Origin of the sequence: Wandonia haliotis, assembly GCF_039523435.1 — a bacterium.
In the GTDB taxonomy this organism is placed as follows: Bacteria; Bacteroidota; Bacteroidia; order Flavobacteriales_D; family Crocinitomicaceae; genus Wandonia; species Wandonia haliotis.
Map to the genome: position 1 here is coordinate 584,287 of NZ_BAAAFH010000011.1, position 26,354 is coordinate 610,640.

Genomic DNA, 26,354 nt, shown 5'->3' on the forward strand with positions numbered 1-26,354 from the left:
GGTGTTCAAATTGTTTGCCAATTATTTTTTTATGTCATTCTGACAGTCCTACAGGGAGCCCGTCATTATCAGGTTAACCCCATTTTCTTTAATAAGAAGGAAGCGTTCATATTCTGACAGACACCGGCACGCATTTTATAATCAAATGTCAGTTCATCCTTTTCAATGATGGAATCAAAGTACAGGTTTTGAAAAGCACTACTTTCATCTCCCAGCCTGCAAAGCGATAAATCATGAGTAGCAATAATTCCTTTCGCTCCCAGTTCATTCAATTTGTTCAAAAATGCTGCAGATCCTTTTTCTTTATCAATCGAATTGGTTCCTTTTAATATTTCATCCAGAATAATAAATACTTTCTCGCCTCTTTCTATTGCATCTACTATAAAACGTAAACGGGAAAGTTCGGCAAAAAAGTACGAAGCGGAACTGGAAAGATCGTCAGTTGTACGCATACTGGAATACAACAATAAATCGGGCATCACAAACTGTTCTGCCACAACAGGAAATCCGCAACGTGCCAAAATCAGGTTTACACCAACGGAACGCAAAAAAGTACTCTTCCCGGCCATATTCGGACCTGTAATAATGGAAAAAGCTGTTTCTCCCGATGCCTGAAAGTCATTATAAACAGTCTCGTCCGGAGAAAGTAACGGGTGCCCCAGTCGTTCCGTTTGAATCTGACTTCCTTCCAGTCTTCCGTAGGTCAGATCCTGACGATTGTGTGCATAGTTGGCTGCACAAATCCATACTTCTAAGTGTGCTAAATCGTTCTCCCATTTTCCAAAATCACTATTGTACTTTGCCAGCCAATCCATTTGCAAGGTTTGCATCCAAAAATCCCAGGCCAGAAAAATGTTCAGTACAATTCCCATAAGCATATTTAAACGGTAATCAGCCAGATCTATCAAACGGGTAATACGACGCAGTGCTTCACGTGAAGAATTCTCCCCCTGCAGCAATTTTTCTTTAAAAACCTGCATCTCTTTCGAATCAAATTCGCACTTCTCCAGCTCGTTTAATCGAAACAAAATAGATTTCCACTTTTCACCTGCTTTTGAAGAGGTAAACAAGATCTTATTGGTTTCCTTCAGTCTTGTTCCTATCAGGAACATCGGGATCAATAAAGACAAGATAAATTGCATATCAGAAAGAACTCCTGCCTGCCAGAAAACCAAAGAAGAAAGTGAAAAAACCGGTAGTACCCATCTAAGAATCCGAATGACTCTCATTTTTTTGACCGGAAACTGAATCCACCTCTCTGCTGCTTCCTCCATTTCCTCATCCTCCTGACGCGAAGCTGCAAGGTATTTTTGTCTCCAGTCTGTTTTATGTTTCAGATCTTCAATTACAGCCTGTACATGCTTCCGATCTTTGCTTCCCTGCAACAGATACTGCGCCAACATTCTTTTTCCCGACCGGGTAGCAGTTCTGTTCAAAAAAGCAAACAGACCATTTTTGTGAAACAGGTCCATATCAATCGCATACGGATGTCCCGGGTCCGAAAACTCACTTCCCGAATCAAAAGCAGTGTACTCCTTTCTCAACGCTGCTTTTTCAGCCTGGTTCATCGCTACTAATCGTTCATAAAAAGCATGTTTCTCCGATAAATCGGTAAAACGGGACACCAACCAAAGAAATACGCCCAATAACACAATAACGATCGGAACAATAATTTTCCAATCCGGATACAGCAAATAACCTGACAAAGGAATCAATAGAAAAACAAGTAACCTTAGCCATCCAATCGTTACTTTACTACCTGCCACTTTTTTTCTCGCGCTCTCAAATTCGTTTACACGTCCATCATAAAAAGCGAATAGATCTTTCATTTTCATAGCATGTAAAGCTAAGTATTTTAATGCAAAGCATGGCTGGCGAAAAAATTATATCTACCTTTGGCGCGTTTTTTTAAGCAAAGCATAAAATTAAAAATAATGGCAGGAAACAGAACATTTACAATGTTGAAGCCCGACGCGATCGAGAACGGGCACATGGGAAAAATCCTTGATATGATTATCGGTGCCGGTTTCACTATCAAAGCGATGAAATTAACGCGTTTGACTGAGGAGCAGGCGAAGAAATTTTACGAAGTACACAAAGAGCGTCCTTTTTACGGAGAATTAGTTGAGTATATGACTTCCGGGCCTATTGTTGCTGCAATTCTTGAAAAGGATAATGCAGTAGCGGATTTCCGTACGTTGATCGGTGCTACTGATCCTGCTGAAGCAGCAGAAGGAACTATCCGTAAGAATTATGCTGAGTCCAAAGGACGAAATGCAGTTCACGGATCAGATTCTGATGAAAATGCTGAGATCGAGTCTAATTTCCACTTCTCTGCAAACGAGATTGTTTAAGGAATACCTGATAAAACTAAAAACGGCTTACTGAATTCAGTAAGCCGTTTTTTATTCTTTACTACTTTACAGACATTACATTCCTCTAAACAATATTTTACGGAATAACAGTGTCACAAAAAGAGCATAAATCACGGACAAAAGAAGAAACCCCATCAATAAAAATACAAACTGTACCTTCGGATTAAGAATCCCAACTGTCGTTTGTCGGATTTCTTCCACAATCTGCTCCCTTGATTTCAGTTCCGCATCCGGGTTTTGCTCCTTAAACAACGTAAGGTTTTTATCATCAGAAAGTTCTTCCTCTACCAATACCATCCTCTCTTCGATTTTATAATCCAGATACGAACTATCTACTGAACTCAGATAGTACCAGGAGAAAGAAGCAACAATTACAGTATAGATAACGCCTCCTGCGATAGCACTTTTTACATCCTCCAGAAAAGTTACCTTTTCGAATCCTGCCTGTTTTTTGGTAAGATATAAACCAATTGCGACGGCAGATAATAGTAAAAAGTTATTTATTAAGGCACTGATATTATACCATTCAATACTATAGCCTGACAGGTAAATAAAAAGTTTGGCTGCAATCCACACTGCAGCCAAACTCAATCCTACTTTTATTGAAACTTTCATAAGTAGTTTATTTCATCAAAAAATTATCCATTCATTGAGATCAGGAACTCTTCGTTTGACAACGTTTGTCCCAATCGGTCCTTCACAAACTCCATTGCTTCTATCGGGTTCATATCCGCAAGGTACTTACGCAACAACCAAATACGCTGTAAGGCCTCTTTATCCATCAACAAGTCCTCGCGACGTGTTCCTGAAGAAAGAATATCGATTGCCGGATAGATACGACGATTCGCAATTTTTCTATCCAATTGCAATTCCATATTCCCCGTTCCCTTAAACTCTTCAAAGATTACTTCATCCATTTTCGACCCTGTCTCAGTAAGAGCTGTTGCTATAATAGATAAAGAACCTCCGTTTTCGATTTTTCGAGCCGCTCCGAAGAAACGCTTCGGACGATGTAATGCGTTTGCATCCACACCACCTGAAAGAACTTTTCCTGAAGCCGGAGAAACCGTATTATAAGCTCGTGCAAGACGTGTGATTGAATCTAAAAGAATACATACATCATGTCCTGATTCCACCATACGTTTCGCCTTCTCAAGAACAATGTTCGCTACCTTAACATGCCGATCTGCCGGTTCATCAAATGTAGAAGCAATAACTTCCGCATTTACACTACGCGCCATATCTGTCACCTCTTCCGGACGTTCATCAATAAGAAGAACAATCAAATATACTTCCGGATGGTTCGCTGCAATTGCATTCGCAACGTCCTTCAACAGAACTGTTTTACCTGTTTTCGGTTGCGCAACAATCATCCCACGCTGTCCTTTTCCTATCGGAGCAAAAAGATCCATAACACGTGTAGACATGCTTTGTGATTTGTGCCCTGTAAGGTTAAATTTCTCATCCGGGAATAACGGTGTCAGATATTCAAAAGGAACGCGATCACGCACCAAAGCAGGTTCTCTTCCGTTGATCTTATCAACTTTCACCAACGGGAAATACTTTTCACCTTCACGTGGTGGACGAATTGTTCCTTCCACTGTATCTCCTGTTTTAAGTCCGAAAAGTTTTATCTGACTCTGACTTACATAAATATCATCCGGTGAAGGAAGGTAATTATAGTCTGATGAACGAAGGAAACCGTATCCATCAGGCATTAACTCCATGACACCCTCTGCAGAAACAATTCCCGCAAGGTCAAACGCTTCTTCTTTCGCTTCCTGCTCAGTAAAAGAACGTTTGTCGTCATTTCCATTCTGTCTTCGAATATTATTGGTTGGGTTGTTGTTGGTGTGGTGTCGGTTTTCTTTTTTGAAGCTTTCTCGTGCCGGGCGCTTCTCCTGTTGTTCGGGTTCCTGTTGAGGAGCTTTCTTTTCTCCTTCAGGGGTTTCAAACAAATCAGGTTGTTTGGGCGGTGGTGAAGTACTTGTAGCTTTCTCCACTACATTTACTTTTTTGATTACCCGGGCTCTTTTTCGTTTTCCCTCCGTCTGACCTTCCGCGTCATCTGTATCTGCATCCGGTTCAGTTTTGGTTTTCGTCGCCCGTTGTTCTTTCACAGGAACTTCTTTCTCCTCCACTTTCTCACTCTCAGCCTCTGCTCCTTCACCTGCTATAAGGTCTATTAGATCAGCTTTTTTGTATGATTCAACTCTTTTGATGCCGAGTTGTTTAGCAATTACACGCAAATCAGGAAGTTTTTTCGCTGATAGCTCTTCTTTTGTTGACATAAAAAAGAAATAAAATTATTCTTAAAACGTGATGTTATAAACACTAAAATTTGGATTTATCTCAGAAATCAGACTTAATTTCAAAAAGATGCTGCAATAATACGAAAAAATTATATTCAAAAAATAATTTCTTTAGTTTTTTAAATTTTCTTTTCCTGTTGAAAACTAGCACCCAACCACTAAGTTTTTTTACTTCAGACTCCTTACATTTGTGGTTAAACAAAACTAATAACATGAAATTTTTCATCGATACGGCAAATCTATCCGAAATCAAAGAAGCAAATGACCTTGGAATTCTTGATGGGGTTACTACAAATCCTTCACTAATGGCTAAAGAAGGAATTACCGGTCACGATAACATTATGAAACACTACGTTGATATTTGTTCTATCGTTGATGGTGATGTATCCGCAGAAGTAATTGCAACTGATTTCGAAGGGATGATACGTGAGGGAGAAGCACTTGCTGAGTTACACAAAAATATTGTGGTTAAAATTCCTATGACAAAAGAAGGAATTCAGGCGATCAAATATTTCTCAGGTAAAGGTATCCGCACTAACTGTACGTTGATCTTTTCAGCAGGGCAGGCTCTTTTAGCAGCAAAAGCGGGAGCTACTTACATTTCTCCTTTCCTTGGTCGTCTGGATGATATTTCTACGGATGGTACAGACCTGATCGCACAAATTCGTATGATTTACGACAACTATATGTTCCAGACCGAAATACTGGCAGCTTCTGTCCGCCACCCGATGCATATTATTTCCTGTGCAGAAATTGGTGCTGATGTTATTACTGCTCCGTTAAAAGCTATAACTGCGTTATTAAAGCACCCTCTTACGGATAGCGGACTTCAGCAATTTCTTGCTGACTATGCAAAAGGAAACAAATAGTTTTAGAAATTAATTTTCATAAAAACAAACGGAGCTTGTAACAAGCTCCGTTTGTTTTTTTATATCCCTCTTGCCCTTTTAATATTCTCATAAGCATCCTGTACCGCCTGAAACTTCTCTTTAGCTCCAGTTTGGTACTCCTCTCCCATGTGGGCTACTTTATCAGGATGGTACTCCACCGCTAACTTTCGATAGGCTTTTTTTATCTCGTCATTGGTAGCGTTTTCAGGAACTCCCAAAATTTTGTAATCACTTGATTCATCCCGGAAGAACATACTCTTCAATCGTTCAAACTCATAACCCGGAATACGCATAAAAACAGAGATCCGCTCAATTACCCCAAGCTCAACCTGACTAACTTTTCCATCCGAATGTGCAATTCCAAATAAATAATGTAACAATTGCACACGTACTTCAGGAGTTGTTCGCATAAGAAGATCATTACAAATATCCTGCAGTGGAATATGTTCTGACTGGACAAACTGCTTCAGTGTTTGCAAATCGTCTTTATCGAAAGCAGGACCAAACTGCCTTCTGAAAAACTGTTTCACATATTCAAGCTCGGCTTTCATTACTTTTCCATCTGCTTTCATTACAGCGGCAGAAAGCGCCATAAGAACTGCCGAAAAATCACTGGTAGCCGTACGTTGTTGGTAATACCGAAAAACATCTTCGGGATTTCTATATCCTTGCTGATAGCGCCCTCTTGTCGCTTCTGTCACCTCTTCTGCACTATCCAGTAAGTACCCCAGAATAAATCCAGCCAGCGCCCCAAAAATAGATTGAGTAACCAGGAAACCTACTCCCGCAAAAATAAATTTGTAAAAACCTTTCATTTGAAATAAAAAGAGACGGCTCTTCTCAAAAAAAACCGTCTCCTGTAATTAATTATTAAACAAGCTCAATACTGCGCTCAATAAACTTATCCAGAGCTTCTCCTTTCAGCATCCCCTGTGACAACAAAGCGAGATCAGCCAATTGTTTCACTGTATTCTTTTTAACAGCTTCATCTTCCACCTCTACCAGCGAACTGATTTTAGGATGGTTAGAGTTCACTACAAGGTTATAACTTTCCGGGAATGCTCCCATAAACCCGGCTCCTCCCAGCTTTTGCTGCTCCATCATCCGGCGAATGAACTCCGGCTGTGTAATAATAATAGGCGCATCTTTCTCTGACATGCTCTGGAACTGAACCGTAAATTTCACTTTATCAACTGCCTCTTCAAATACCGGCTTGATAGCTTCTTCCTGTTCCTTTGTAAGTTTAGAAGGAAGTTCCTCCTCTTTTTGGATCAATCTGTCCAGTGAATCCGAATCAACTCTCGCGAATGAAATATCCGTATCGGTCTGCTCCAACTTTGAAATAAAATGCGGAGTCAACGGAGAATTCATTTCCAACACGTCATATCCACGCTCTTTAGCACTTTTCACAAAACTATACTGACCGTCTTTGTCATTTGTATAAAGAATAACGACTTTATCATTCTTGTCTGTTTGAGAAGCCTTGATTTTCTCTTTGTACTCTTCAACGGTATAAAAACCACCTTCCGTACTGTTTAAAAGAACAAATTTTTCTGCTTTTTCGGCGAATTTATCCTCTGAAAGAATTCCATATTCAACAAACACCTTCAAATCATTCCACTTCGACTCAAAGTCTTTACGATCCTTGTTGAACATTTCCCGCAATTTATCAGCTACTTTTTTCGTAATATGAGCAGAAATCTTCTTCACATTACTATCCGCCTGCAAATAGGATCGGGATACATTCAACGGAATATCCGGTGAATCAATAACACCATGTAATAATGTCAGAAAATCAGGTACAATATTCTCAACTGAATCTGTAATAAATACCTGATTGCTGTACAATTGTATTTTATTACGCTGTACTTCTACATTCTCCTTAATTTTCGGGAAGAACAAAATACCTGTCAGGTTAAACGGATAATCGACATTCAAATGAATATGAAAAAGCGGCTCTTCAAATGTCATCGGGTACAACTCATGGTAAAACGACTTGTAATCTTCATCAGTTAATTCTGAAGGAGATTTTGTCCATGCCGGAGCCGTATTATTAATCTGACGTTCCTGTTCAACGTCAATTTTCTTTGGGTTTCCCTCTTCATCTTTCTCTCCCGAAGGATCGTCCTGCTTAATGGTTTCTTTTCCAAAAACGACAGGTATGGGTAAGAATTTACAATACTTATCCAAAATACCTCTGATCCGGCTTTCTTCAAGAAATTCAAGCGAGTCCTCAGCGATATAAAGTACAATATCTGTTCCCCTGTCTTTTTTCTCTATTTCCTCAATTGTAAACTCAGGGTTACCGTTACTCTCCCACTGAACCGACTGAGAACCTTCGTGTCTGGACAAGGTCTGAATCTGAACACGTTCTGCCACCATAAAAGCTGAATAGAATCCCAGTCCAAAATGACCGATAATCTGTTCAGCCCCTTCTTTTCCTTTGTATTGTTGTACAAACTCTTCTGCTCCCGAAAAAGCAATCTGATTAATGTACTTGTCTATTTCATCTGCAGTCATTCCGACACCATTATCACGGATTGTCAGTGTACGTGCATCCTTATCAAGAATCACCTCCACTTTAAGGTCTCCCAATTCACCTTTAAACTCACCGGAAGAACTTAAAACACGCAGTTTTTGTGTGGCATCTACTGCATTAGAGACTAACTCACGAAGAAAAATTTCGTGATCAGAGTACAAGAATTTTTTAATAATCGGAAAGATATTCTCCGTTTGGACATTAATCTGACCTTTTTTCATATCTGCTTAGTTTTTTAAGTTATTTTACTACTTGAAATTGTATTCTTTTTGTTGTAGCAACAATCTTCAAGATATGTGCCAGATCATGAAATACTGACAAAATGACAATCACCGGGATCGATTTTACTTTTCAACAGCCGTTCGGAAAGAAGGCATGATATGTTTTGGGGCATCCAAAATAAACATATTGACAATCCACGCTGGAAAACCATCTGCCGGAGTCTTTGACTCATGTGTAATACGTGTCGTGTACTCAGTCAGCGGTTCAAACAACCAGGAACCGGAAAGATTCTGCATCCGTTCATAGTCCTCCTTTTCACTCACATAACCGCTAACCGTATAAAATTTAACCTTTACAATACCATTTCCCAGATTGTAGCGTTTATACTTTGCTACCATATCCCGATCCGTATACGGCCAGGGAAAATCAACCACGCAATACAGAATCCACTCAGAATCTGAAGTACTTTTTATGATCTCGGCATCTGTAGTCTTATAGGACGTTTTCGAAAATTTCTCCAAATCCTTCAGGTGATCAACACATGTTTCTACCCCAGCCTTTACATCCACTACTCCTCGGTATTCTTTCACTGAAGATCCTTCGGCATTTCTGGTGTATATTCTTACTCCGTTTTTATCGTATTCTTTTTTCCATCCGGAATCATCTGTCATTAACAATCCGGTTATCATTGTCAGAAAAAACAGTGCTTTCATACTCTATTATGATTTTACTTCAAGGTCTATCAAATTTAAAAAGATTTATTTAGATTTGGAGCCGTCAAAGCATGAAAAGAGCAAAAGATTTACCGGACATCCAGAAACAGTTGATCAAATTTACGCTGATCGGCATATTTGCTGTTATGGTTGACTTTATTTTTTACTACATGTTTATGCATACTCTCCCTGAAAAGGAAACATTACTACTGGATAAAAACGATATTTCAAAGACGCTTTCTTTTATTTGTGGTTCTATTGTCACTTACAACCTCAACAAATACTGGACATGGAAGCAGAAAGACAGGTCGAATACCCGTTTTACCAAATTTATCTCCTTATACCTTGTATCACTTTTACTTAATGTCGGAGTAAATAAAGGTGCTCTCCTTGCTTTTGAGAACGTGGATTTTCTTCAGTCTGTACCCTTCCAATTTCCTATTGCTTTTGTTATGGCAACCGGATTTAGTGCTGTTTTTAACTTCGCAGGACAGAAAGTCTGGGTATTCAAAGTAAAAGCTTCCTGAAATATTTTTTTTCTTTTTCAACTTACATCAGGACAATATTTTAAAAATTCGTGTATCTTTACCCTACATTTTGAAAATCGTTGGTGTCGATAGTTGATCTTCTCCGCCTTTTTCAGGTGTTTTAGTTAGTTATCCGGTAAAACGGAGAGTATTATTTATTTTAATTTTTTTTTATGAACATTTTTGTTGCCAGACTTGATTATGGCGTAACAAGTGAAGACCTTAGAGAGGTATTCGAAGAGTATGGAGATGTATCTTCATGCAATGTAATCTTTGATAAAATGACAAGAAAATCAAAGGGGTTTGCTTTTGTTGAAATGCCAGACAACGCTGCTGCTCAAAAAGCGATCGCAGAACTAAACGAGGCTTCTATCAACGGAAGAACTATCGTTGTTAAAGAGGCTGAAAGCAGACCTGCTAATAACAGAAGATAATTAGTAAGCTATTATGCTGATCAAAGGTGACTTTTTTAGTCACCTTTTTTATTTTATGTAAACTTTCTCATAAACCAAACAAACCATCGTCAACAAAGAAACCGGAGAATATCCCCGGTTTCTTTAGTTATTTATATGCTGTCCCTGTGATTATTTTGTCACCGGGAACATATCATTCAATGTTCTTTCGCAACAAACAAATGTATCATCAAAGAATTCAACTGTTCCTTTCACAACATCGTACATTGCACCAATTACACCTATCTCACCATGGCGGATCATTTGTTCTATTACCATAGAACGTTCAATGACAGCTTTTACGCTACGTTTAACGTTAATATCCGCTACTTTCTGAACAAAATCAGGATTACTTCCCGTTCTTTTTTCCGCTTCAAGGATTGTTCTTTCTTCATAAATTGCCGGCTGAATCTTTGACAATAATGAAGTAAGGTTCCCCATTTCAACGTGATTACAAGCTCCTGTTACCGCTCCGCATCTTGTATGTCCCAAGACAACGATCAACTTTGAACCCGCACCTTTAACAGCATATTCCAAACTTCCCAGAATATCCGAGTTAACCACATTTCCTGCAATACGGATAGAGAATATGTCTCCCAATCCCTGGTCAAAAATCAATTCGGCTGAAGTACGGCTATCCATACAGCTCAAAATACCTGCAAATGGCCATTGACCATCGCGCGTATCGTTCATTTGCTTCAGCAAATCTCTATCAACGCTTAAATTCTCAACAAAGCGCTGATTTCCTTCCTTAAGGATCTCCAAAGCCCTCTCCGGCGTAATAGTACTTTGTGTTTCTTTTGTGTGTGCTCTCATGTTCATGGACTTTTTAAGACAAAATTATTTTGTACTAATTTATATTTATGTACCAATTATTACATACAATAAACCCATGCAGCCTAAAATTCTGAAAACTTCAGAAAACACGGATGAGGATTCCGAAGCACCTTTGTAATCCGCTGTTCGACATATGTCTCTTTCACTTTCGTGAATGTGGCCCGCCATTAGCACCTCAAGTTTTTCCCCAAATGATAAGTTGTTAAGTTTCAAAAAAACAACTGCATGGGCTCCCGTTATCCGGGGGAGGCTGTCCGATCTTATCGGCAGTCACTCTAGAATCAAAAATACTTTTTTTCAACCATTCCGGAAAATGTAATTTCTAACATTTATGAAAAATTAACGTTCGTTAAGATTTTCAATTCCTCCCCAATCTTCTCTACCTGATTACATACAGTACGAATGTTTTGTAGTTTTCCCCTTTACCAAAGTATGTTTATTATCTTTAACCCTATCGAAACAAACAGAATTAAGGATATGGATTTACAAATAACAGAACGTCATTTTTTACCCGAACAACTTTCAATTCAGTCTTTCAGTGATATAGAACCTTTTTTCAAAGAATTGACGAACCGGGATATAACTTCATTGGAAAATCTGAAGAAATGGCTATCCGACCGAAGCGAACTGGATGCTGTTCTGGAGGAGAATATGGCCTGGCGATACATCCGGTTTTCAATAAATACGACCGATGAAGAATTAGCAAAATCTTATCAATTATTTGTTACTGAAATACAACCGCACATTGCACCTTATGAAGACCTTCTTAATAAGAAATTGCTAGCATCTCCTGCACGAAAGGAGTTACTGGGAGAAGAATACAAAATCTATCTGAGATCTATTGAGACTTCAGTTAAATTGTTTCGGGAAGAGAACATTGAATTACAATCGAAAATCAGCGAGAAAAGTCAGGAGTTCGGTTCTATATCAGGTGCTCAGAGTATCGAATTCGAAGGTCAGCAGATCACTATGCAAAAGGCAGCTACATTTCTAAAAGATCCGGATCGTGAAAAACGTGAAAAGGTTTTCCGGTTAATGGCTGACCGTAGGTTACAGGATACACAAAAGCTTGATCAACTCTTCTCTGATTTACTAAAAATGCGTCACCAAACAGCTCTTAATGCTGATTTTGAAAACTTCCGGGATTACATGTTTGAGGCAATGGGACGCTTTGATTACACCAAAGAGGATTGTTTCAATTTTCATTCGACAATTGCATCTGAGATCGTTCCACTTGTTAAAGCGTTTCAACAGGAACAATGCGAGAAAATGGGACTGGAAAAAATGCGTCCCTGGGATACAGATGTCGATCCGGAAGGAAGGAAACCTCTGAAGCCATTTGAATCCGGAGAAGAAATGCTGCATGGAACCATCAACATGTTCGCTTCAATTGATCCGTTTTTTGGTGAATGTCTGCATAAAATGGACAAAATGGGACACCTTGACCTTGAATCCAAACCCGGTAAATCTCCGGGAGGATATAACTATCCGTTGTACGAAACAGGCGTTCCCTTTATCTTTATGAATGCCGTGGGAACCCACAGAGATCTTGTAACGATGGTTCATGAGGGAGGTCACGCTGTTCACAGTTTTCTGAGTCGTGATTTACCACTAACAGGTTTCAAAAGTTTACCCAGTGAAGTAGCGGAACTCGCTTCCATGAGTATGGAGTTAATATCCATGGATCAATGGCATAGGTTTTATGCTTCCGAAGAAGAATTGAAACGTGCCAAAAAAGAACAATTACAAACCGTCCTTCAAATTCTTCCATGGATTGCTACAATAGACGAGTTTCAGCACCGACTCTATGAAAATCCGGAACACACCGAAGAACAGAGAACTGAAATCTGGTTGACACTTCTCGATAAATATGGAACCGGTATGGTAGACTGGAGCGGTTTTAAAGCTACCCGTGAGAAAAGTTGGCAGCGTCAGTTACACTTGTTTGAAGTCCCCTTTTATTACATTGAATATGGGATTGCCCAGTTAGGTGCGTTAGGAGTCTGGATGAACTACAAAAAAGAGCCCATCAAAGCCGTTGAACAGTACAAATCTGCTCTTGCTTTGGGGTACACACGTTCCATCCCTGCTATTTACACTACTGCCGGAATTCGTTTTGATTTCAGCAAAGAAAACTTGCGGGAACTGGTAACATTTGTCAAAAAAGAACTTGAAAAGTTACAATAATCCCCTTCTTACAGATCGGTTTCTTCCAATTTAAATCCGGTCCACTTTCTAAAAGCCTGAAGTTGTATAACGGAGGGCTTATAGACTTTTTTCAATGAATAATTCAGGTAATAGTTCTTATCTGTTTGCGGTAATGTCCGCTCTATTAGCTTCCCTTTTCGGTTCACAACCATTGTAAGCTGGTCATTACGGAAATAATCCAGCCACTTATCCAACTCTCCGTCGACAAAGTAATTATTTACTGCCATTATCTTATCTCCGATCATTAAGCCTCCGACATCAGCGTCAGACCCCGGATAAACAGTTGTTATCATCCATCCCTCACCTGATTGCGTAGTTTTTATACCAATAGCCGCTAACGAAGTTTGTGATACCGGAGTTGCTTCCATCTCCAATCCAAGGTATTCAAATGAATCTGCTAAAATAGATTCAAATGTTGTTGTACCATGAATATATTTCTCAAAAATCTCATACATATCACCACCGGAAACGTCTTTTATTGCCTGCAAATAATCCGCTTCGGAAACACCTTTTTTATCCAGGTAATAATTGTAGTATAAGTAGCGCATCACATCATTCAGACTTTTGCGATTGTCCGTTTTTTGCATAACAAAAACATCGGTTAACAATGCGATTAAAGCTCCCTCATTATAAATACTCACTTTTCTTCCGGGCGCACCTGCAGTATAGCCATCCAACCAGGTATCAAACGAACTTTCGGCAACGGAATAATGAAATCTCCCGAAATTTTCAAAGTGCTTATTCAATAGCTTATACACTTCTTTTAAATACTCTTTAAGCGAAAACACACCTGATTTTAACAGGTAATAATCCCCCATATATGTCGTAACTCCCTCACATAAATAACCCAGAGGAGAATAATTCTCTCGACTATAGTCATACGGATACATCTCTACAGGACGAATCGATTTTACATTCCAGGTATGGTATAATTCGTGCGAACTAACTCCCAATAAGTCATCATACACCGAACCAAAAATATCGATGGATGGTCCCAGAACTATAATTGTCGAATTTTGGTGTTCTACCCCATGATAGGCTCTTTGCGGCTGAATTAAGAAGATAAAATGATACTCGTCTACCGGAAACTCTCCGAAATCCTTCATTTGAGCAGTAGTAAAAGCTGTAAAATCCTTCAAAATACGCTCCCAGTCAGGGCGGTTCAATCCGTGGAACCAAATATGAAACACTACACCTCCAACTTCATACGTATTGTGTTCCAGTTCTTTGGCAAACACGAAAGGACTATCAACCAACACGTGGTAACTCTCTGCTTCAATCCGGTTTCCCTCCCGTTTTAATCCGCCTGCATATTCCCTACCCTCAGGAACATTTACTTCCAACACACATGCCTCCTCTTCCCTTCCTTTACAGTAAATACAGCAATTCACAGGATTAACATACAACATACTGTCATCCAGATAAGTTGATCCTGCATTCATATCAGCTGCGTAATACGAATAACGAACCTGAATCACTTTACACCCTGATGTATCAACTTCCCACGTATCTTTGGAGATCTTCGAGAAGTTTAATTTTTTACCCTCTTCAGAAAAAACCTGAAATGACCTGACATTTTTCGCAAAATTCCCCAATTCATATCGTCCCGGACGCCATGCAGGAAACTGTAAATACGTTACCTCCTCACGCACATCAAATTCCGCCTTGATCTGAATATATTGTTGTTGGGGAAAATCGGTAGAAAAAATATATTTCGTCATATCTGATTTTTTCTGCGAAATTAACATTTATCAAGTTTACTATAAAAATGACACAGCCTTTCTTCAATAATTTCCACAAATCAGCGTTTTTTTCTTACTTTCGGGAAAGAAATCATTCGTGTCAAATGAGAAAACTAGCAGTACTTATTATATCACTTTCATTTTTCCTTGGAACATCACACAGTCAGGAAGTATTCAAACCATCTCATTCACTTAAAGTAGACATGGGTTTACCCGCTTCACAGGGAAACAAGCCCTTTAAATCTCTAATGCAGGGTTTATTTAATGTCTCTGCTTATTATCAATATACATTACCTTTCGGACTAAACTTCGGTGGTGGCGGAAACTTCAATTACTTCACACTTAACGAATTCAAACTACCCGGAACCGTCAAAGGTGGTATATCAACGATAGGAGGTTTTGGTAAACTCGGTTTTGAAAAATTCTTTTCTCCGAAACTCGCTTTGGATGCCGGAATGAAATTCGGTTATAGCTATTCTTTCAGTAAAAACTCCAGCACGATTGAGAAAACAGGTAGGTCTTTTGAATATGACGCTCCTTATCTCGAACCCATGGTTAACCTTTACCTAATGGCCGACGAACAATCCGGATTTTCGTTGAGTATCGGCTATGTATTTAGAGGCGTAAAATTCAATGCTTCCCATTTAATGGTGGATGAAATTACCGGGTTTGAACCGGAAGACTTCGGAGGGAACACACACTACCTGATTGTTGGCTTCGGGTATACCTATTACTTCGGAAACAAGAGTAATAATTAATCCACTTCTGCAAATGCTGCTTTCCAAAATACTGTTTTACGGAATTGTGTATCCGGTATCTTTCCTTCCCCTTCCTGTTTTGTATCTGACAACAGATTTAGGGTATTTTCTCTTGTATTTCGTATTCGGATATCGTAAAAAAGTAGTTCGTAAAAATCTGAAAAACGCCTTTCCGGATTTGGATGATACGGCCATTCTTAAAATTGAACGAAAGTTTTACCATCACCTTACAGATCTGATGGCTGAGGGAATAAAAAACCTTTCAATCTCAAAAAAAGAACTATCAAAGCGTATGTCTGTTGACAATCCGGAAATAATGGATACGTTGCATGAGAAAAATAAAAGTGTATTACTCGTCAGCGGACATTACAATAACTGGGAATTTCTGATCACCTCTCAGGCATTTCTTTTCCCCCAACAGGCTGTAGGGATCGGGAAACCTCTTACCAGTAAATTCTGGGACAAAAAACTGAACGAATTACGCGGACGTTTTGGCATGCGCATTATTAACCATACTAATGTTTCTGATAAACTTACCGAATGGCAAAAAGAATCTCTTTCTATTCTTGCATTAGCGGATCAATCTCCCGGAGACTCACTTAAAAGTTACTGGATGAACTTTCTCCACCAACCAACAGCTGTTCTTTTTGGTCCGGAACTATTAGCCAATCAATATGATATGGCTGTTGTTTTTTTCCACATGAAGAAAGTAAAACGGGGACACTATTCCATTCATCTTGATCTTATTACAGAAACCCCACGCGAATTACCTTATGGAACCATTACCGAAAAACATACTTCTTTACTGGAAGATGTCATTTGCAAACAACCTGAATACTGGCTGTGGTCGCATAAACGCTGGAAACGTGAACTTCCGGAAAATCCCGAAGAATTAAGAAGAAAACAACAGGAAGGTTTTGAGAAAAAATTCAGAAAATAGAAAACCAGCCCTATAAACTCAGAAAAGTTCGTAAGATATCTTTCCCGTCAGGAGTTAACACAGACTCCGGGTGAAACTGAACTCCGAAAACAGGCAGTTCAGAATGCTCTATCGCCATCACTACATTTTCTTCCGATAAACATGTAATCTTTAGTTCATCTGGAATATCTGTCACAGCCCAGGAGTGATAGAGTCCGACAGGAAATTGTTGGGGAAGTTGTTCAAGAAGGACTGATTTCCCTCTTTTAAAACAATTGAGTTGTCTTCCATGTCTGACTTTATCCAAATTATACAATTTGCCTCCAAAAAACTCAGTAATTCCCTGCATTCCTAAACAAACACCTAAAATAGGTTTTGAAAAAGAGTAACCGGCAATTACGTCCGGCATAATCCCTGCATCTTTAGGTAATCCCGGACCCGGGGATAAAATTATATGAGAATAAGCTCCTATTTCCTCAATAGAAATCTCATCGTTTCGTTTTACATCTACAGAAACACCAAAAGAAGCAACGTAATCATACAAATTGTATGTAAACGAATCATAATTATCTAAAATGAGTACACGCATTCCCTTGGTTTGGGGCAAAATTATTAAACTTGTCGAACAAAAGCTCTGCGTATGAAAAAAATCATCAGTATCCCGGGAGCTCCTGCTCCGATAGGACCCTACAGCCAGGCTGTTTTAAAAGGAGATACACTCTTTGTTAGTGGTCAAATTCCACTTAACCCGGTGTCCGGAGAATTGGAAACAGGCTCTATTGAGGAAGCTACGCACCGAATCATGAAAAACATTTCTGCATTAGTAGAAACTGCAGGACTCCGTATGGAAGATATTATTAAAACCTCTATCTTTCTTAAAGATATGTCTGATTTCGCAACGGTCAATACTGTATATGCGTCTTATTTCACAAAGGATTTTCCGGCAAGAGAAACCGTTCAGGTAGCTAAATTACCCTTGGATGTTCCTGTTGAAATCTCCTGTATTGCGATAAAATAGATAATTATGAAACGTCTGACCACTTATTTACTGATTGTAACAGCTGTACTTCTTTCCTGTACCTCGTGCAGAAAACTGGGAACTTTCACTTTGGACTACTCTACTGACATTGTGATCCCTTCTCAAACGGGTATTAGCGTTCCGTTTACGGTTTACTCTCCTGATGTTGAAACCAACTCAACCTCCAAGTTTGAATCAGAAGGAACTTCAACAAAATATGTAAATACGATTCAGCTTTCACAATTAAAACTCTCTATTATCAATCCCTCTTCGGCTAACTTCGATTTCATTGATGAAATACAGATATTTATCAGTGCACCGGGTCAAAATGAAACGTTAATTGCTGAAAAACTTAACATTCCTGAAACACAACTTACATCCTTTCTTTGTGATGTTAAGGATGTTAATCTAAAGGATTTTATTTCTCAGGATTATTATGAGTTACGGGTACGCACAGTAACCGATCAGGTTTTCAGTCAGGAAATAACCATACGCGCAGATCAACTATACACTGTTGAAGCTAACATTCTTTAAAGGAGCATGTCTATCAAACTTTCCGTCATTATTGTCAATTACAACGTTGAGTACTTTCTCGAACAATGTCTCAATTCGTGTCGGAAAGCTATGCAAAATGTAAACTGCGAACTTTTTGTCGTTGACAACAATTCGATTGACGGATCGGTAGAAATGGTCAGAAATAAGTTTCCCGAAGTTCATCTGATCGCCAATACCGATAACGCTGGTTTTTCCAAAGCTAACAATCAGGCTATGCGTATAGCCAATGGAGAATATGTTCTCCTCTTAAACCCGGATACCGTGGTTGAGGAAGACACCTTCGAAAAAGTAGTTCATTTTATGGACACACATCCGGATGCAGGAGGTTTAGGAGTTCGGATGCTAGATGGAAAAGGAAAGTTTCTTCCGGAATCCAAAAGAGGACTTCCTACTCCCTCGGTTGCATTCTACAAGATCTTCGGAATATCGCGATTATTTCCAAAATCAAAACGCTTCGGAAGATACCACCTGGGATACCTGAGTGAATTCGAAACCAATGAAATCGAAATCCTGAGTGGCGCCTTTATGCTCATGCGAAAAGAAGCTTTGGATAAAGTGGGTTTACTGGATGAGGCTTTTTTTATGTACGGAGAAGATATTGACCTCTCCTACCGTATCATTTTAGGAGGATATAAAAACTATTATTTTCCAGAAACAAGGATTATTCACTATAAAGGAGAGAGCACCAAAAAAAGCAGTGTAAACTACGTATTTGTTTTTTACAGGGCTATGATCATCTTTGCTCGCAAACATTTTTCGCAAAAGAATGCCCGCCTGTTTTCTTTTTTAATCAATCTCGCCATCTACTTCCGGGCCGGAATAGCTATTCTGAACCGTTTCATTAAACGTGCTTTTCTTCCGGCAGTTGACTTTGGCTGTATTTTACTCCTTCTCAATTGGTTCACGACCTTTTGGCACGAAAAAGGAACCGATTTCCCGGAGAACATTCTGCGAATAGCCTTACCAGCTTATACGTTGATCTGGATGATTGCAATCCTCTTCTCCGGCGGATACGACAAACCTGTTCGTCTGCAACGTTTTGCAACAGGAGGTTTGTTAGGAACAGGACTCATTCTGGTTTTCTATGCCCTGCTTCCTAAAGACTGGCAATTTTCCCGTCTGTTTATTCTGGTTGGAACGGCTTCTACAATTCTGTATTACCTGTTATCGCGGATTCTACTTCATTTTACCATAGGCGGTAAATTTGATCTATACGGAAACAGAAATAAAAACTTTGTTATTATTGGTTCGGAAGAAGAATCTCGGCGAGTAAAAACACTTCTGGAACATACCAATAATAAAATCAATCGTATCGAAATAGTCTCTCCGGCTCACGAGAAAAATGAGGCTGCCGTAGGAACAATTAGCCAATTGGATCAAATCGTTCATATTCACAAGATGGATGAGATAATTTTCTGTGCTAAAGATACAACCGCACAAACCATCATTGAGTGGATGACACGCATTGACTCCTCCAGAATTGATTTTAAAATTGCGCAACCTGACAGCTTGTTTATTATCGGAAGTAATTCTATTGATACCAGCGGAGACCTCTATGTATTTGACGTAAATTCCATCTCTAAACAGAGAAACAGGAGAAACAAGCGCACGCTAGACGTTGTACTTTCTTTATTTTTTCTACTCTCTTTCTGGATCTGGATTTGGTTTTTCAGCAACAAATCCTCATTTCTGCGAAATATGTGGCAAATTCTCTCCGGTAAAAAGTCTTTTGTTGGTTATCGTTATCAATACGATGAATCCAGTCTGTATCTCCCCAGAATCAAACCGGGCATACTTACACCAGCCGATGAATTATCCGCTCAGCCACAGAAAAAAGAATCCTTTCAAAAAATGAATCTTATATACGCCAGAGACTACTCCTGGTTGAAAGATCTGCAAATTCTGTCGAAAAGCTGGAGAAAAATAGACCGGGACTAATGCGGGATTAGTCACTTCTCTTCGTATTGGACAAATTATCAGAAAAGAATCTTTCAAATAGTAAAATTCATCGGTTTCAACTTCAATTTAACACAGATATTACTATTCCGAAACCTTGTTCTTTTAGAATTTTAGGTTATTTTTGTGCTCGATTATTCCAAAGAAAGAACATATAATATATGGCACAGATAGAGATTCGACTTCCCAAAATGGGAGAAAGCGTTACCGAAGCGGTAATCACAAATTGGCTGAAAGAAGTTGGTGATACAGTTGAAATGGACGAGCCTCTAGTAGAGGTTGCCACAGATAAGGTGGATAATGAATTACCTTCTGAAGCTGCCGGAGTTCTTGTGAAGCGCTTATTCGAAAAGGATCAGACTGTTCAGGTTGGTGAAGTTATTGCAATCATTGCAACTGACGGTGACACCTCTGAGCCTGTAGCTGCTCCTGCTGCCGATACTACTTCAGCACCTGCCGCAGCTGAAGCTGTAATGAATACAGTTGCAGAGGTTGCCGGTGAAGTATCCGCTCTTGATAAAAACGGTCCTTCCGGAAAATTCTACTCTCCATTAGTACGAAGCATTGCTGAAAAAGAAAATGTTTCTATGGTTGAGCTAGAAAATATCCAGGGAACAGGTGCGAACGGAAGAGTTACAAAAACAGATATTTTAAGTTATCTTGATAATCGCGGAACAGCACCAGTAAGTGCTCCCGCTGCAACGCCATCTACAAATGGAGTTGTGACTCCTGCATTGGATAAACCGGCTCCTGCGCCAGCAGCACCAAAAGGGCCGAATGTAGTAGTTAATCCAGGAGATGAAATTATCGAAATGGATCGAATGCGTAAAATCATCGCTGAGAACATGGTCCTTTCGAAACAAACTTCACCTCACGTTACTTCATATGTTGAGGCTGATGTTACCAACATCGTGAACTGGCGTAATAAAGTTAAAAAGCAATTTGAACAAAGAGAAGGAGAAAAAATCACCTTTACGCCTATCTTCATTGAAGCAATCGTAAAAGCGATCAAGGACTTCCCGATGATTAATATTTCCGTTGACGGAACCAATATCATCAAACGCAAAGACATTAACGTAGGAATGGCAGCAGCTCTTCCTTCAGGAAACCTGATTGTTCCGGTAATTAAGAATGCAGATCGCCTGAACCTTGTCGGGTTGACAAAATCAGTTAATGATCTGGCAAACCGCGCTCGTCAGAATAAATTGAAATCAGATGAGATTTCTGGTGGAACCTATACCATTACGAATGTTGGTTCATTCGGAAACGTAATGGGAACCCCTATTATTCCTCAGCCTCAGGTTGCAATCCTTGCTGTAGGAGCTATCCGTAAGATGCCGGCTGTTATTGAAACACCGGACGGAGACTTTATCGGAATTCGTCACAAAATGTTCCTTTCTCACTCTTATGACCACCGGGTGGTTGACGGTGCATTGGGAGGACAGTTTGTTCGTCGCGTAGCAGATTACTTAGAACAGTTTGATGCCAACAGGGAATTCTAAAACACTGTAATATTGATTTTTACCCATCCTGAGTGATGGGTTTTTTAGTTTCTACTATGAAAACACAACTATTTGTACTGCTTCTTTTTGTAGTATCTTTTGCTACAGTAAACGGACAATACACACAGGAGGAGATGCAACGCATTTTGTCAAAGTCCTCTCCAGGGGAATTATTGAGAGAAAATTCTCAACTCCTACTGGTTGCCAACTACTACCAGTCGATTCAGGTTATTGATCGTTTACTGGAGATGGAACCGGATAATGCCAATTATAATTATCGCAAAGGATATGCACTGCTTTTCTCTCAGTCACAATACGAACAGGCACTTCCCTATCTTGAAAAAGCAGTGAAAAACGTAAAGAAACTTTACGATGCCAGTAGCGAAAAAGAAACAGCAGCTCCTGTTGATGTATATTACTACTTGGGGAAATGTTATCATCAAAATGAGACATTGGACAAAGCAACAGAATTTTATCAAAAATATCTGGAGAGTTCCACATCAAAAAATGCTTTGTATCCCTGGGCTGAATTAGGTATTACCCAGGTTGAAAACGCCCAAAAAGAACTGAAAAACCCCAAAAATTATGAGTTAAAAAATCTGGGAGCTGTAATTAATACAGAAGCCCCTGAATTTTCTCCGGTTGTTTCTCTGGATGGCTCTGCACTTTTCTTTACCGCCCGACGATTGTGGAAAAACGGGTTGAATAAAGACATGAAAGATCTAAACACAAACCACTATTGGGAAGATATTTATGTCAGTTATAAGAATCTGAACAACACATGGTCTGATCCTGCTCTTCTCGAATTCTGTCAATCGGGACAAAATGAAGCAACTGTTTCTGTCAGTATGGACGAAAGAAAAATTTATGTCTATAATGATGTTAGTGGAAACGGGGATATTTATTTTTCAGAATTCAAGGGAAACCAGTTTCAGCAAATACAAGCTGCCGACATCAAAAAGCTAAACAGTAAATTCTGGGAACCTCACTTAACTGTAACTCCTGACGGACAAACCATGTTGTTTGTATCTGATCGGGCAGGAGGATACGGAGGACGAGATATTTATCGAATGGTGAAATTACCTGACGGAAACTGGAGTGAACCGGTCAACCTGGGACCTGAAGTAAATTCAGAATTTGATGAAGACGCTCCTTTTCTTGCCATGGATAATAAAACTCTGTACTTTGCTTCTAACGGCACCAAATCGATGGGAGGATTTGACATATTTATGTCTGTACAGGATGAAAACGGAAACTGGTCTCCGGCCATCAACATGGGAGTTCCTCTAAACTCAACCGGAGACGATATTTTTTATACCACAACGATGGATGGAACTACGGGATACCTGACTTCTTTCAGAAATGGTGGTTTTGGAGAAAAAGATATTTACGAAGTCAAAAATAACGAAACAGGGAAACAAGGTATTTCTGTTCTGAAAGGAGAAATTGTTGTAGCTGGAAATCGTCCGTTACCTCAGGATCTTTCAGTGACTGTTTCCTGTCTGAACTGTGGAAATAAAACCTCGGTTACCCTTTACCCAAGAGTGCGCGATGGTGTTTATTTTTCGCGTCTCGAAAAATGCAGGGAATACGAATTAGTCTATGCGTACGGTGAAAACGAAACTGAATTCTACAAAGAAAAGATTACGACTAAATGTGATACTGAGTTTGAAGAAATTCACAGCCGTGCTCTACTCCGCCTTGATGATATGACAATCATCCCGTTTATGAAGTACCATCTCAAAGGAAATATCTCTGATTTTGCAGATCAGACACCAGTAGGAAAAGCTACAGTTGAGTTTTTATCTGTTGATGGAGAACTACTCGAAAAGCATTCCACATCCAGCGAAGGGCTATTTACCTCTGCATTACTGGATAGTAGTTTCTTTGGTGACCCGATTCATTTTATGGTCAAAGTTTCAAAAGACGGATACCTGACTCAACAATTCGAAGTAAACGAAACTCTTGGAGAAAAAGCGGTTATAGATCTTGCCTATCTGATTGATAAGCCAGATGTAGGAAAAGAACTTTCCAAAGTACTTAAACTGAATCCGATTTATTTTGACCTTGATAAATCCACTATCCGACAAGACGCTAAAGTAGAACTGGATAAGATTGTACAGATAATGAATGACAATCCTTCTGTTCGAATTGAGTTAGGTTCACATACCGATTGCAGAGGTTCAGCAAACTACAACCTGGCTTTGTCAGAACGTCGTGCAAAAGCTTCTGCTGACTATATCCGAAAGAAAATCTCTGATCCTTCCCGAATTTCAGGAAAAGGATACGGAGAAAGCAAACTCGTTAACAACTGTCCCTGTGAAGATGAAGTTGTTTCCGAGTGTTCGGAAGAAGAACATCAGGCTAACAGAAGAACAGAATTCAGAATTATTGAATAATCTTTTTATTTAATTGGAAATTAGTATATTCGTATCCTTAGAGGTAGAAACAAAGTAAAGATGAAAAAACTAATCCTATTTACCGCTGTAGTGCTTGCAAGCTCAATGACCTTGTATGCGCAAAAAACAGATCAGGAAATCATTGAATTTGCGCAAACCGCATCAACCAAACAACTGCTAAAGAAGAATACCGATCTTTTGATGGATGGACGTTATAGGATGTCTATTGTAGTAGCTGATAAACTGATTGAAAGCAGTCCCGGAAATTCAAACTTCCTTTATCGTAAAGGGTATGCTCTTTCTCAACAGAGTATTAATTATGAAGAAGCAATCAACCTACTTGAAAAGGTTAAAGACAATACGACTCTGAAGTATAATGCTTCCAGCGATAAGGAAACACAGGCTCCGATAGATGCACTTTATCACCTGGCATCGTGTTATCACCATCAGGGAGATATTGAAGAAGCTAAAAAATACTATCAGTTATATATTGATAAAGCTCCTAAGAAAGCAGCGCTAAGAGGTTTCTCTGAGTTAGCACTGATGCAATGTAAAAAAACGGAAGTTGCCACAGATAAAAGTTCTTCTGTTCAAATTCGTAACATCGGTGAATCCATCAATACGGAAGCTCCGGAATATTCTCCGGCTGTTTCTCTTGATGGAAGTGCTTTGTATTTTACCTCAAGACGTCTGTGGGAAGATTCGTCAAATGCCGAATACATTGACCCCAGAACAGATACCTATCTGGAAGATATCTATGTTAGTTACAAAGATTTCGACGGAGCCTGGGAAACACCTATTCGTCTTGAAAATTCACAGCCGAATCAGAATGAAGCGACTATTTCTGTAAGTTCGGACGAAAGAAAGTTGTACACGTACAATGATCTTACGGGAAATGGAGATATCTATTATTCAGATTTCCAGAACGGAAGATTTAACGATCTACAAAAATTTGACATGGAAGGAGTAAATACGGACTCCTGGGAACCACATATTTCCGTTACGCCTGATGGAAACACGATCTATTTTGTTTCAGATCGTAAAGAAGGAATGGGAGGACGTGACATCTATCGTATCACTAAACTACCTGATGGTAGTTGGAGTGAGCCTTATAACCTTGGTGCTCCGATCAACAGTGCCTATGATGAAGATGCCCCGTTCATTGCTGTAGACAACAAAACACTTTACTTTGCTTCGAACAATGAAAATTCAATCGGTGGATTCGACATTTTCGTAAGTGTTTGTGACGATATGGGCGTTTGGTCTGCTCCTATTAACATGGGAACCCCGATCAACTCAACAGGAGACGATTTATACTATACAACTACTTCGGACGGAAGATTTGCATATATCACCTCTTTCCGTGCTGATGGAAAAGGAGAAAAAGATATTTACGAAATTGAGGACAATTACTTCGGGCGTAAAAACTCTGCTTTACTTAAAGGACTTATAACAGTAGTTGGAGGGGAATCTTTACCGGAAGATGTAAACATTACAGTAAAATGTTTGAATTGTGGTGAAACGAATATCCGCACAGTTTACCCAAGAACATCGAACAACACCTATATGAGTAATCTTGACAAATGTCGTGAGTACGAAATGGTGTACGCTTACAATGATGGAGAAACTGTATTTCATACAGACAAAATCAAAACGAAGTGCGATGACGAGTATGAGGAAATATATAAGCCAGTCTTGTTAAGACTGGAAGACTGGACAATTATTCCGGCTCTTGATTACGAACTGGCAGGTACTATAACTGATACCGACTCAGGAGAGCCATTGGAAGGTGTTCTGATTGAAATTCTTGACAAAGACGGAAACGTAGTTGAGAAAATGATGACAGACAAAGACGGTAACTATTCATCTGATATCCTGAAAGGGAAAGAATATGGTGATAACCCGGAACTTAGCCTTCGCGTTTCCAAGAACGGATACGTAACGTATGAAAACCCATTGAATACAAATGACCTAGGAAATGAGTCAACTGTTCTTAAAAATATCGGGTTGAATAAACTGGATCTTGGAAAAGATATCGGAAATATGCTTGCTGTTAATACGATTTACTTTGATCTTGACAAATGGAACATCAGAGATTCTGAAAAGCCCAAGCTGGATAAAATCGTGAAAGTAATGAACGAGAACCCAACTTTGGAAATTGAATTGGGAGCACATACTGACTGTAGAGCTTCTAAAGCTTATAACCAGTCTCTTTCCAACAAACGTGCAAAAAGTTCAGCTGAATATATCAAATCCAGAATTTCCAAACCTGCACGTGTTAAGTACAAAGGGTATGGAGAAACGAAACTGGTTAACAACTGTGAGTGTGAAGGTAAACAGGAATCTTCCTGTTCAGAAGAACAACATCAGTTAAACAGACGTACTGAATTTAAGATTACCAAGTTGTAATACAACATACATTATTATGAG

General features: G+C 39.3%; 22 protein-coding genes. 13 read left to right on the forward strand and 9 right to left on the reverse strand.

Features of this window, described 5'->3' with window-relative positions:
- Positions 1–68 precede the first annotated feature (68 nt).
- Positions 69–1,829 carry a MutS-related protein gene (locus ABDZ97_RS10900; RefSeq protein WP_343787506.1) on the reverse strand — a complete coding sequence of 587 codons (1,761 nt, stop codon included), beginning with the start codon at positions 1,827–1,829 and terminating at the stop codon, positions 69–71.
- A gap of 105 nt (positions 1,830–1,934) precedes the next feature.
- Between ABDZ97_RS10900 and ABDZ97_RS10905 the strand changes: the two genes are divergently transcribed.
- Positions 1,935–2,354: a nucleoside-diphosphate kinase gene (locus tag ABDZ97_RS10905; protein ID WP_343787508.1), complete on the forward strand. Its 420-nt coding sequence runs from the start codon at positions 1,935–1,937 to the stop codon at positions 2,352–2,354.
- Positions 2,355–2,429: 75 nt separating this feature from the next.
- On the opposite strand, the gene ABDZ97_RS10910 is transcribed toward ABDZ97_RS10905, so the two are convergent.
- A complete protein-coding gene (locus ABDZ97_RS10910) occupies positions 2,430–2,990 on the reverse strand; it encodes a DUF4199 family protein (RefSeq protein WP_343787511.1) in 561 nt (186 codons plus the stop codon).
- 23 nt (positions 2,991–3,013) lie between these two features.
- Positions 3,014–4,666, reverse strand: a complete 1,653-nt coding sequence (rho, locus tag ABDZ97_RS10915; RefSeq protein WP_343787513.1) for a transcription termination factor Rho — start codon at positions 4,664–4,666, stop codon at positions 3,014–3,016.
- Between the two features lie 233 nt (positions 4,667–4,899).
- Between rho and fsa the strand changes: the two genes are divergently transcribed.
- Positions 4,900–5,556: a fructose-6-phosphate aldolase gene (gene fsa, locus ABDZ97_RS10920; RefSeq protein WP_343787515.1), complete on the forward strand. Its 657-nt coding sequence runs from the start codon at positions 4,900–4,902 to the stop codon at positions 5,554–5,556.
- A gap of 59 nt (positions 5,557–5,615) precedes the next feature.
- On the opposite strand, the gene ABDZ97_RS10925 is transcribed toward fsa, so the two are convergent.
- From ABDZ97_RS10925 to ABDZ97_RS10935, 3 genes are all read right to left on the reverse strand, one after another.
- Positions 5,616–6,392 carry a TerB family tellurite resistance protein gene (locus ABDZ97_RS10925; RefSeq protein WP_343787517.1) on the reverse strand — a complete coding sequence of 259 codons (777 nt, stop codon included), beginning with the start codon at positions 6,390–6,392 and terminating at the stop codon, positions 5,616–5,618.
- 55 nt (positions 6,393–6,447) lie between these two features.
- Positions 6,448–8,337, reverse strand: a complete 1,890-nt coding sequence (gene htpG / locus ABDZ97_RS10930; protein WP_343787519.1) for a molecular chaperone HtpG — start codon at positions 8,335–8,337, stop codon at positions 6,448–6,450.
- 123 nt (positions 8,338–8,460) lie between these two features.
- Positions 8,461–9,051 (reverse strand): SRPBCC family protein, encoded by a 591-nt coding sequence (locus ABDZ97_RS10935; RefSeq protein ID WP_343787521.1) that lies wholly within the window; start codon positions 9,049–9,051, stop codon positions 8,461–8,463.
- Between the two features lie 71 nt (positions 9,052–9,122).
- Here ABDZ97_RS10935 and ABDZ97_RS10940 point away from each other — a divergent pair, with 71 nt between their 5' ends.
- Entirely contained in the window at positions 9,123–9,578 is a 456-nt protein-coding gene (locus ABDZ97_RS10940) for a GtrA family protein (protein WP_343787523.1), read from the forward strand.
- Between the two features lie 173 nt (positions 9,579–9,751).
- Entirely contained in the window at positions 9,752–10,012 is a 261-nt protein-coding gene (locus tag ABDZ97_RS10945; RefSeq protein WP_343787525.1) for an RNA-binding regulator, read from the forward strand.
- 150 nt (positions 10,013–10,162) lie between these two features.
- Here the strand turns inward: ABDZ97_RS10945 and ABDZ97_RS10950 are convergent, their stop codons facing one another.
- Positions 10,163–10,846: a carbonic anhydrase family protein gene (locus ABDZ97_RS10950; RefSeq protein ID WP_343787527.1), complete on the reverse strand. Its 684-nt coding sequence runs from the start codon at positions 10,844–10,846 to the stop codon at positions 10,163–10,165.
- Positions 10,847–11,344: 498 nt separating this feature from the next.
- Between ABDZ97_RS10950 and ABDZ97_RS10955 the strand changes: the two genes are divergently transcribed.
- Entirely contained in the window at positions 11,345–13,054 is a 1,710-nt protein-coding gene (locus tag ABDZ97_RS10955) for a M3 family oligoendopeptidase (protein ID WP_343787529.1), read from the forward strand.
- Between the two features lie 8 nt (positions 13,055–13,062).
- Here the strand turns inward: ABDZ97_RS10955 and ABDZ97_RS10960 are convergent, their stop codons facing one another.
- The gene (locus tag ABDZ97_RS10960; RefSeq protein WP_343787531.1) at positions 13,063–14,796 is read right to left on the reverse strand and encodes a M61 family metallopeptidase; all 1,734 of its coding nucleotides are present in this window, start codon (positions 14,794–14,796) and stop codon (positions 13,063–13,065) included.
- 125 nt (positions 14,797–14,921) lie between these two features.
- Here ABDZ97_RS10960 and ABDZ97_RS10965 point away from each other — a divergent pair, with 125 nt between their 5' ends.
- Both ABDZ97_RS10965 and ABDZ97_RS10970 read left to right on the forward strand, forming a co-directional pair.
- Positions 14,922–15,575: a hypothetical protein gene (locus tag ABDZ97_RS10965; RefSeq protein WP_343787533.1), complete on the forward strand. Its 654-nt coding sequence runs from the start codon at positions 14,922–14,924 to the stop codon at positions 15,573–15,575.
- Positions 15,529–16,515 carry a lysophospholipid acyltransferase family protein gene (locus tag ABDZ97_RS10970; RefSeq protein WP_343787535.1) on the forward strand — a complete coding sequence of 329 codons (987 nt, stop codon included), beginning with the start codon at positions 15,529–15,531 and terminating at the stop codon, positions 16,513–16,515. The genes ABDZ97_RS10965 and ABDZ97_RS10970 overlap by 47 nt, the downstream gene beginning before the upstream one ends.
- Before the next feature lie 10 nt (positions 16,516–16,525).
- Here ABDZ97_RS10970 and ABDZ97_RS10975 read toward each other — a convergent pair whose 3' ends face one another.
- Positions 16,526–17,083 carry an anthranilate synthase component II gene (locus ABDZ97_RS10975; protein WP_343787537.1) on the reverse strand — a complete coding sequence of 186 codons (558 nt, stop codon included), beginning with the start codon at positions 17,081–17,083 and terminating at the stop codon, positions 16,526–16,528.
- Between the two features lie 51 nt (positions 17,084–17,134).
- On the opposite strand from ABDZ97_RS10975, the gene ABDZ97_RS10980 reads away from it, so the two are divergent.
- The 6 genes from ABDZ97_RS10980 to ABDZ97_RS11005 all read left to right on the forward strand — a co-directional run bounded on the left by ABDZ97_RS10980 (position 17,135) and on the right by ABDZ97_RS11005 (position 26,333).
- Positions 17,135–17,512 carry a RidA family protein gene (locus tag ABDZ97_RS10980; RefSeq protein ID WP_343787539.1) on the forward strand — a complete coding sequence of 126 codons (378 nt, stop codon included), beginning with the start codon at positions 17,135–17,137 and terminating at the stop codon, positions 17,510–17,512.
- A 6-nt stretch (positions 17,513–17,518) separates the two neighbouring features.
- The gene (locus ABDZ97_RS10985; RefSeq protein ID WP_343787541.1) at positions 17,519–18,046 is read left to right on the forward strand and encodes a hypothetical protein; all 528 of its coding nucleotides are present in this window, start codon (positions 17,519–17,521) and stop codon (positions 18,044–18,046) included.
- 6 nt (positions 18,047–18,052) lie between these two features.
- Positions 18,053–20,005: a glycosyltransferase gene (locus tag ABDZ97_RS10990; protein WP_343787543.1), complete on the forward strand. Its 1,953-nt coding sequence runs from the start codon at positions 18,053–18,055 to the stop codon at positions 20,003–20,005.
- A 179-nt stretch (positions 20,006–20,184) separates the two neighbouring features.
- A complete protein-coding gene (locus tag ABDZ97_RS10995) occupies positions 20,185–21,525 on the forward strand; it encodes a dihydrolipoamide acetyltransferase family protein (RefSeq protein WP_343787544.1) in 1,341 nt (446 codons plus the stop codon).
- A 56-nt stretch (positions 21,526–21,581) separates the two neighbouring features.
- Positions 21,582–23,924, forward strand: coding sequence for an OmpA family protein (locus ABDZ97_RS11000; RefSeq protein ID WP_343787546.1), 2,343 nt, complete (start codon positions 21,582–21,584; stop codon positions 23,922–23,924).
- A gap of 60 nt (positions 23,925–23,984) precedes the next feature.
- Entirely contained in the window at positions 23,985–26,333 is a 2,349-nt protein-coding gene (locus ABDZ97_RS11005; RefSeq protein ID WP_343787548.1) for an OmpA family protein, read from the forward strand.
- Positions 26,334–26,354 lie beyond the last annotated feature (21 nt).

What these genes read in the sequence shown, in the direction of transcription:
- ABDZ97_RS10900 (WP_343787506.1), bottom strand. Translation starts at nt 1,829, where the DNA reads ATGAAAGATCTATTCGCTTTTTATGATGGACGTGTAAACGAATTTGAG.
- ABDZ97_RS10905 (WP_343787508.1), top strand. Translation starts at nt 1,935, where the DNA reads ATGGCAGGAAACAGAACATTTACAATGTTGAAGCCCGACGCGATCGAG.
- ABDZ97_RS10910 (WP_343787511.1), bottom strand. Translation starts at nt 2,990, where the DNA reads ATGAAAGTTTCAATAAAAGTAGGATTGAGTTTGGCTGCAGTGTGGATT.
- rho (WP_343787513.1), bottom strand. Translation starts at nt 4,666, where the DNA reads ATGTCAACAAAAGAAGAGCTATCAGCGAAAAAACTTCCTGATTTGCGT.
- fsa (WP_343787515.1), top strand. Translation starts at nt 4,900, where the DNA reads ATGAAATTTTTCATCGATACGGCAAATCTATCCGAAATCAAAGAAGCA.
- ABDZ97_RS10925 (WP_343787517.1), bottom strand. Translation starts at nt 6,392, where the DNA reads ATGAAAGGTTTTTACAAATTTATTTTTGCGGGAGTAGGTTTCCTGGTT.
- htpG (WP_343787519.1), bottom strand. Translation starts at nt 8,337, where the DNA reads ATGAAAAAAGGTCAGATTAATGTCCAAACGGAGAATATCTTTCCGATT.
- ABDZ97_RS10935 (WP_343787521.1), bottom strand. Translation starts at nt 9,051, where the DNA reads ATGAAAGCACTGTTTTTTCTGACAATGATAACCGGATTGTTAATGACA.
- ABDZ97_RS10940 (WP_343787523.1), top strand. Translation starts at nt 9,123, where the DNA reads ATGAAAAGAGCAAAAGATTTACCGGACATCCAGAAACAGTTGATCAAA.
- ABDZ97_RS10945 (WP_343787525.1), top strand. Translation starts at nt 9,752, where the DNA reads ATGAACATTTTTGTTGCCAGACTTGATTATGGCGTAACAAGTGAAGAC.
- ABDZ97_RS10950 (WP_343787527.1), bottom strand. Translation starts at nt 10,846, where the DNA reads ATGAGAGCACACACAAAAGAAACACAAAGTACTATTACGCCGGAGAGG.
- ABDZ97_RS10955 (WP_343787529.1), top strand. Translation starts at nt 11,345, where the DNA reads ATGGATTTACAAATAACAGAACGTCATTTTTTACCCGAACAACTTTCA.
- ABDZ97_RS10960 (WP_343787531.1), bottom strand. Translation starts at nt 14,796, where the DNA reads ATGACGAAATATATTTTTTCTACCGATTTTCCCCAACAACAATATATT.
- ABDZ97_RS10965 (WP_343787533.1), top strand. Translation starts at nt 14,922, where the DNA reads ATGAGAAAACTAGCAGTACTTATTATATCACTTTCATTTTTCCTTGGA.
- ABDZ97_RS10975 (WP_343787537.1), bottom strand. Translation starts at nt 17,083, where the DNA reads ATGCGTGTACTCATTTTAGATAATTATGATTCGTTTACATACAATTTG.
- ABDZ97_RS10980 (WP_343787539.1), top strand. Translation starts at nt 17,135, where the DNA reads ATGAAAAAAATCATCAGTATCCCGGGAGCTCCTGCTCCGATAGGACCC.
- ABDZ97_RS10985 (WP_343787541.1), top strand. Translation starts at nt 17,519, where the DNA reads ATGAAACGTCTGACCACTTATTTACTGATTGTAACAGCTGTACTTCTT.
- ABDZ97_RS10990 (WP_343787543.1), top strand. Translation starts at nt 18,053, where the DNA reads ATGTCTATCAAACTTTCCGTCATTATTGTCAATTACAACGTTGAGTAC.
- ABDZ97_RS10995 (WP_343787544.1), top strand. Translation starts at nt 20,185, where the DNA reads ATGGCACAGATAGAGATTCGACTTCCCAAAATGGGAGAAAGCGTTACC.
- ABDZ97_RS11000 (WP_343787546.1), top strand. Translation starts at nt 21,582, where the DNA reads ATGAAAACACAACTATTTGTACTGCTTCTTTTTGTAGTATCTTTTGCT.
- ABDZ97_RS11005 (WP_343787548.1), top strand. Translation starts at nt 23,985, where the DNA reads ATGAAAAAACTAATCCTATTTACCGCTGTAGTGCTTGCAAGCTCAATG.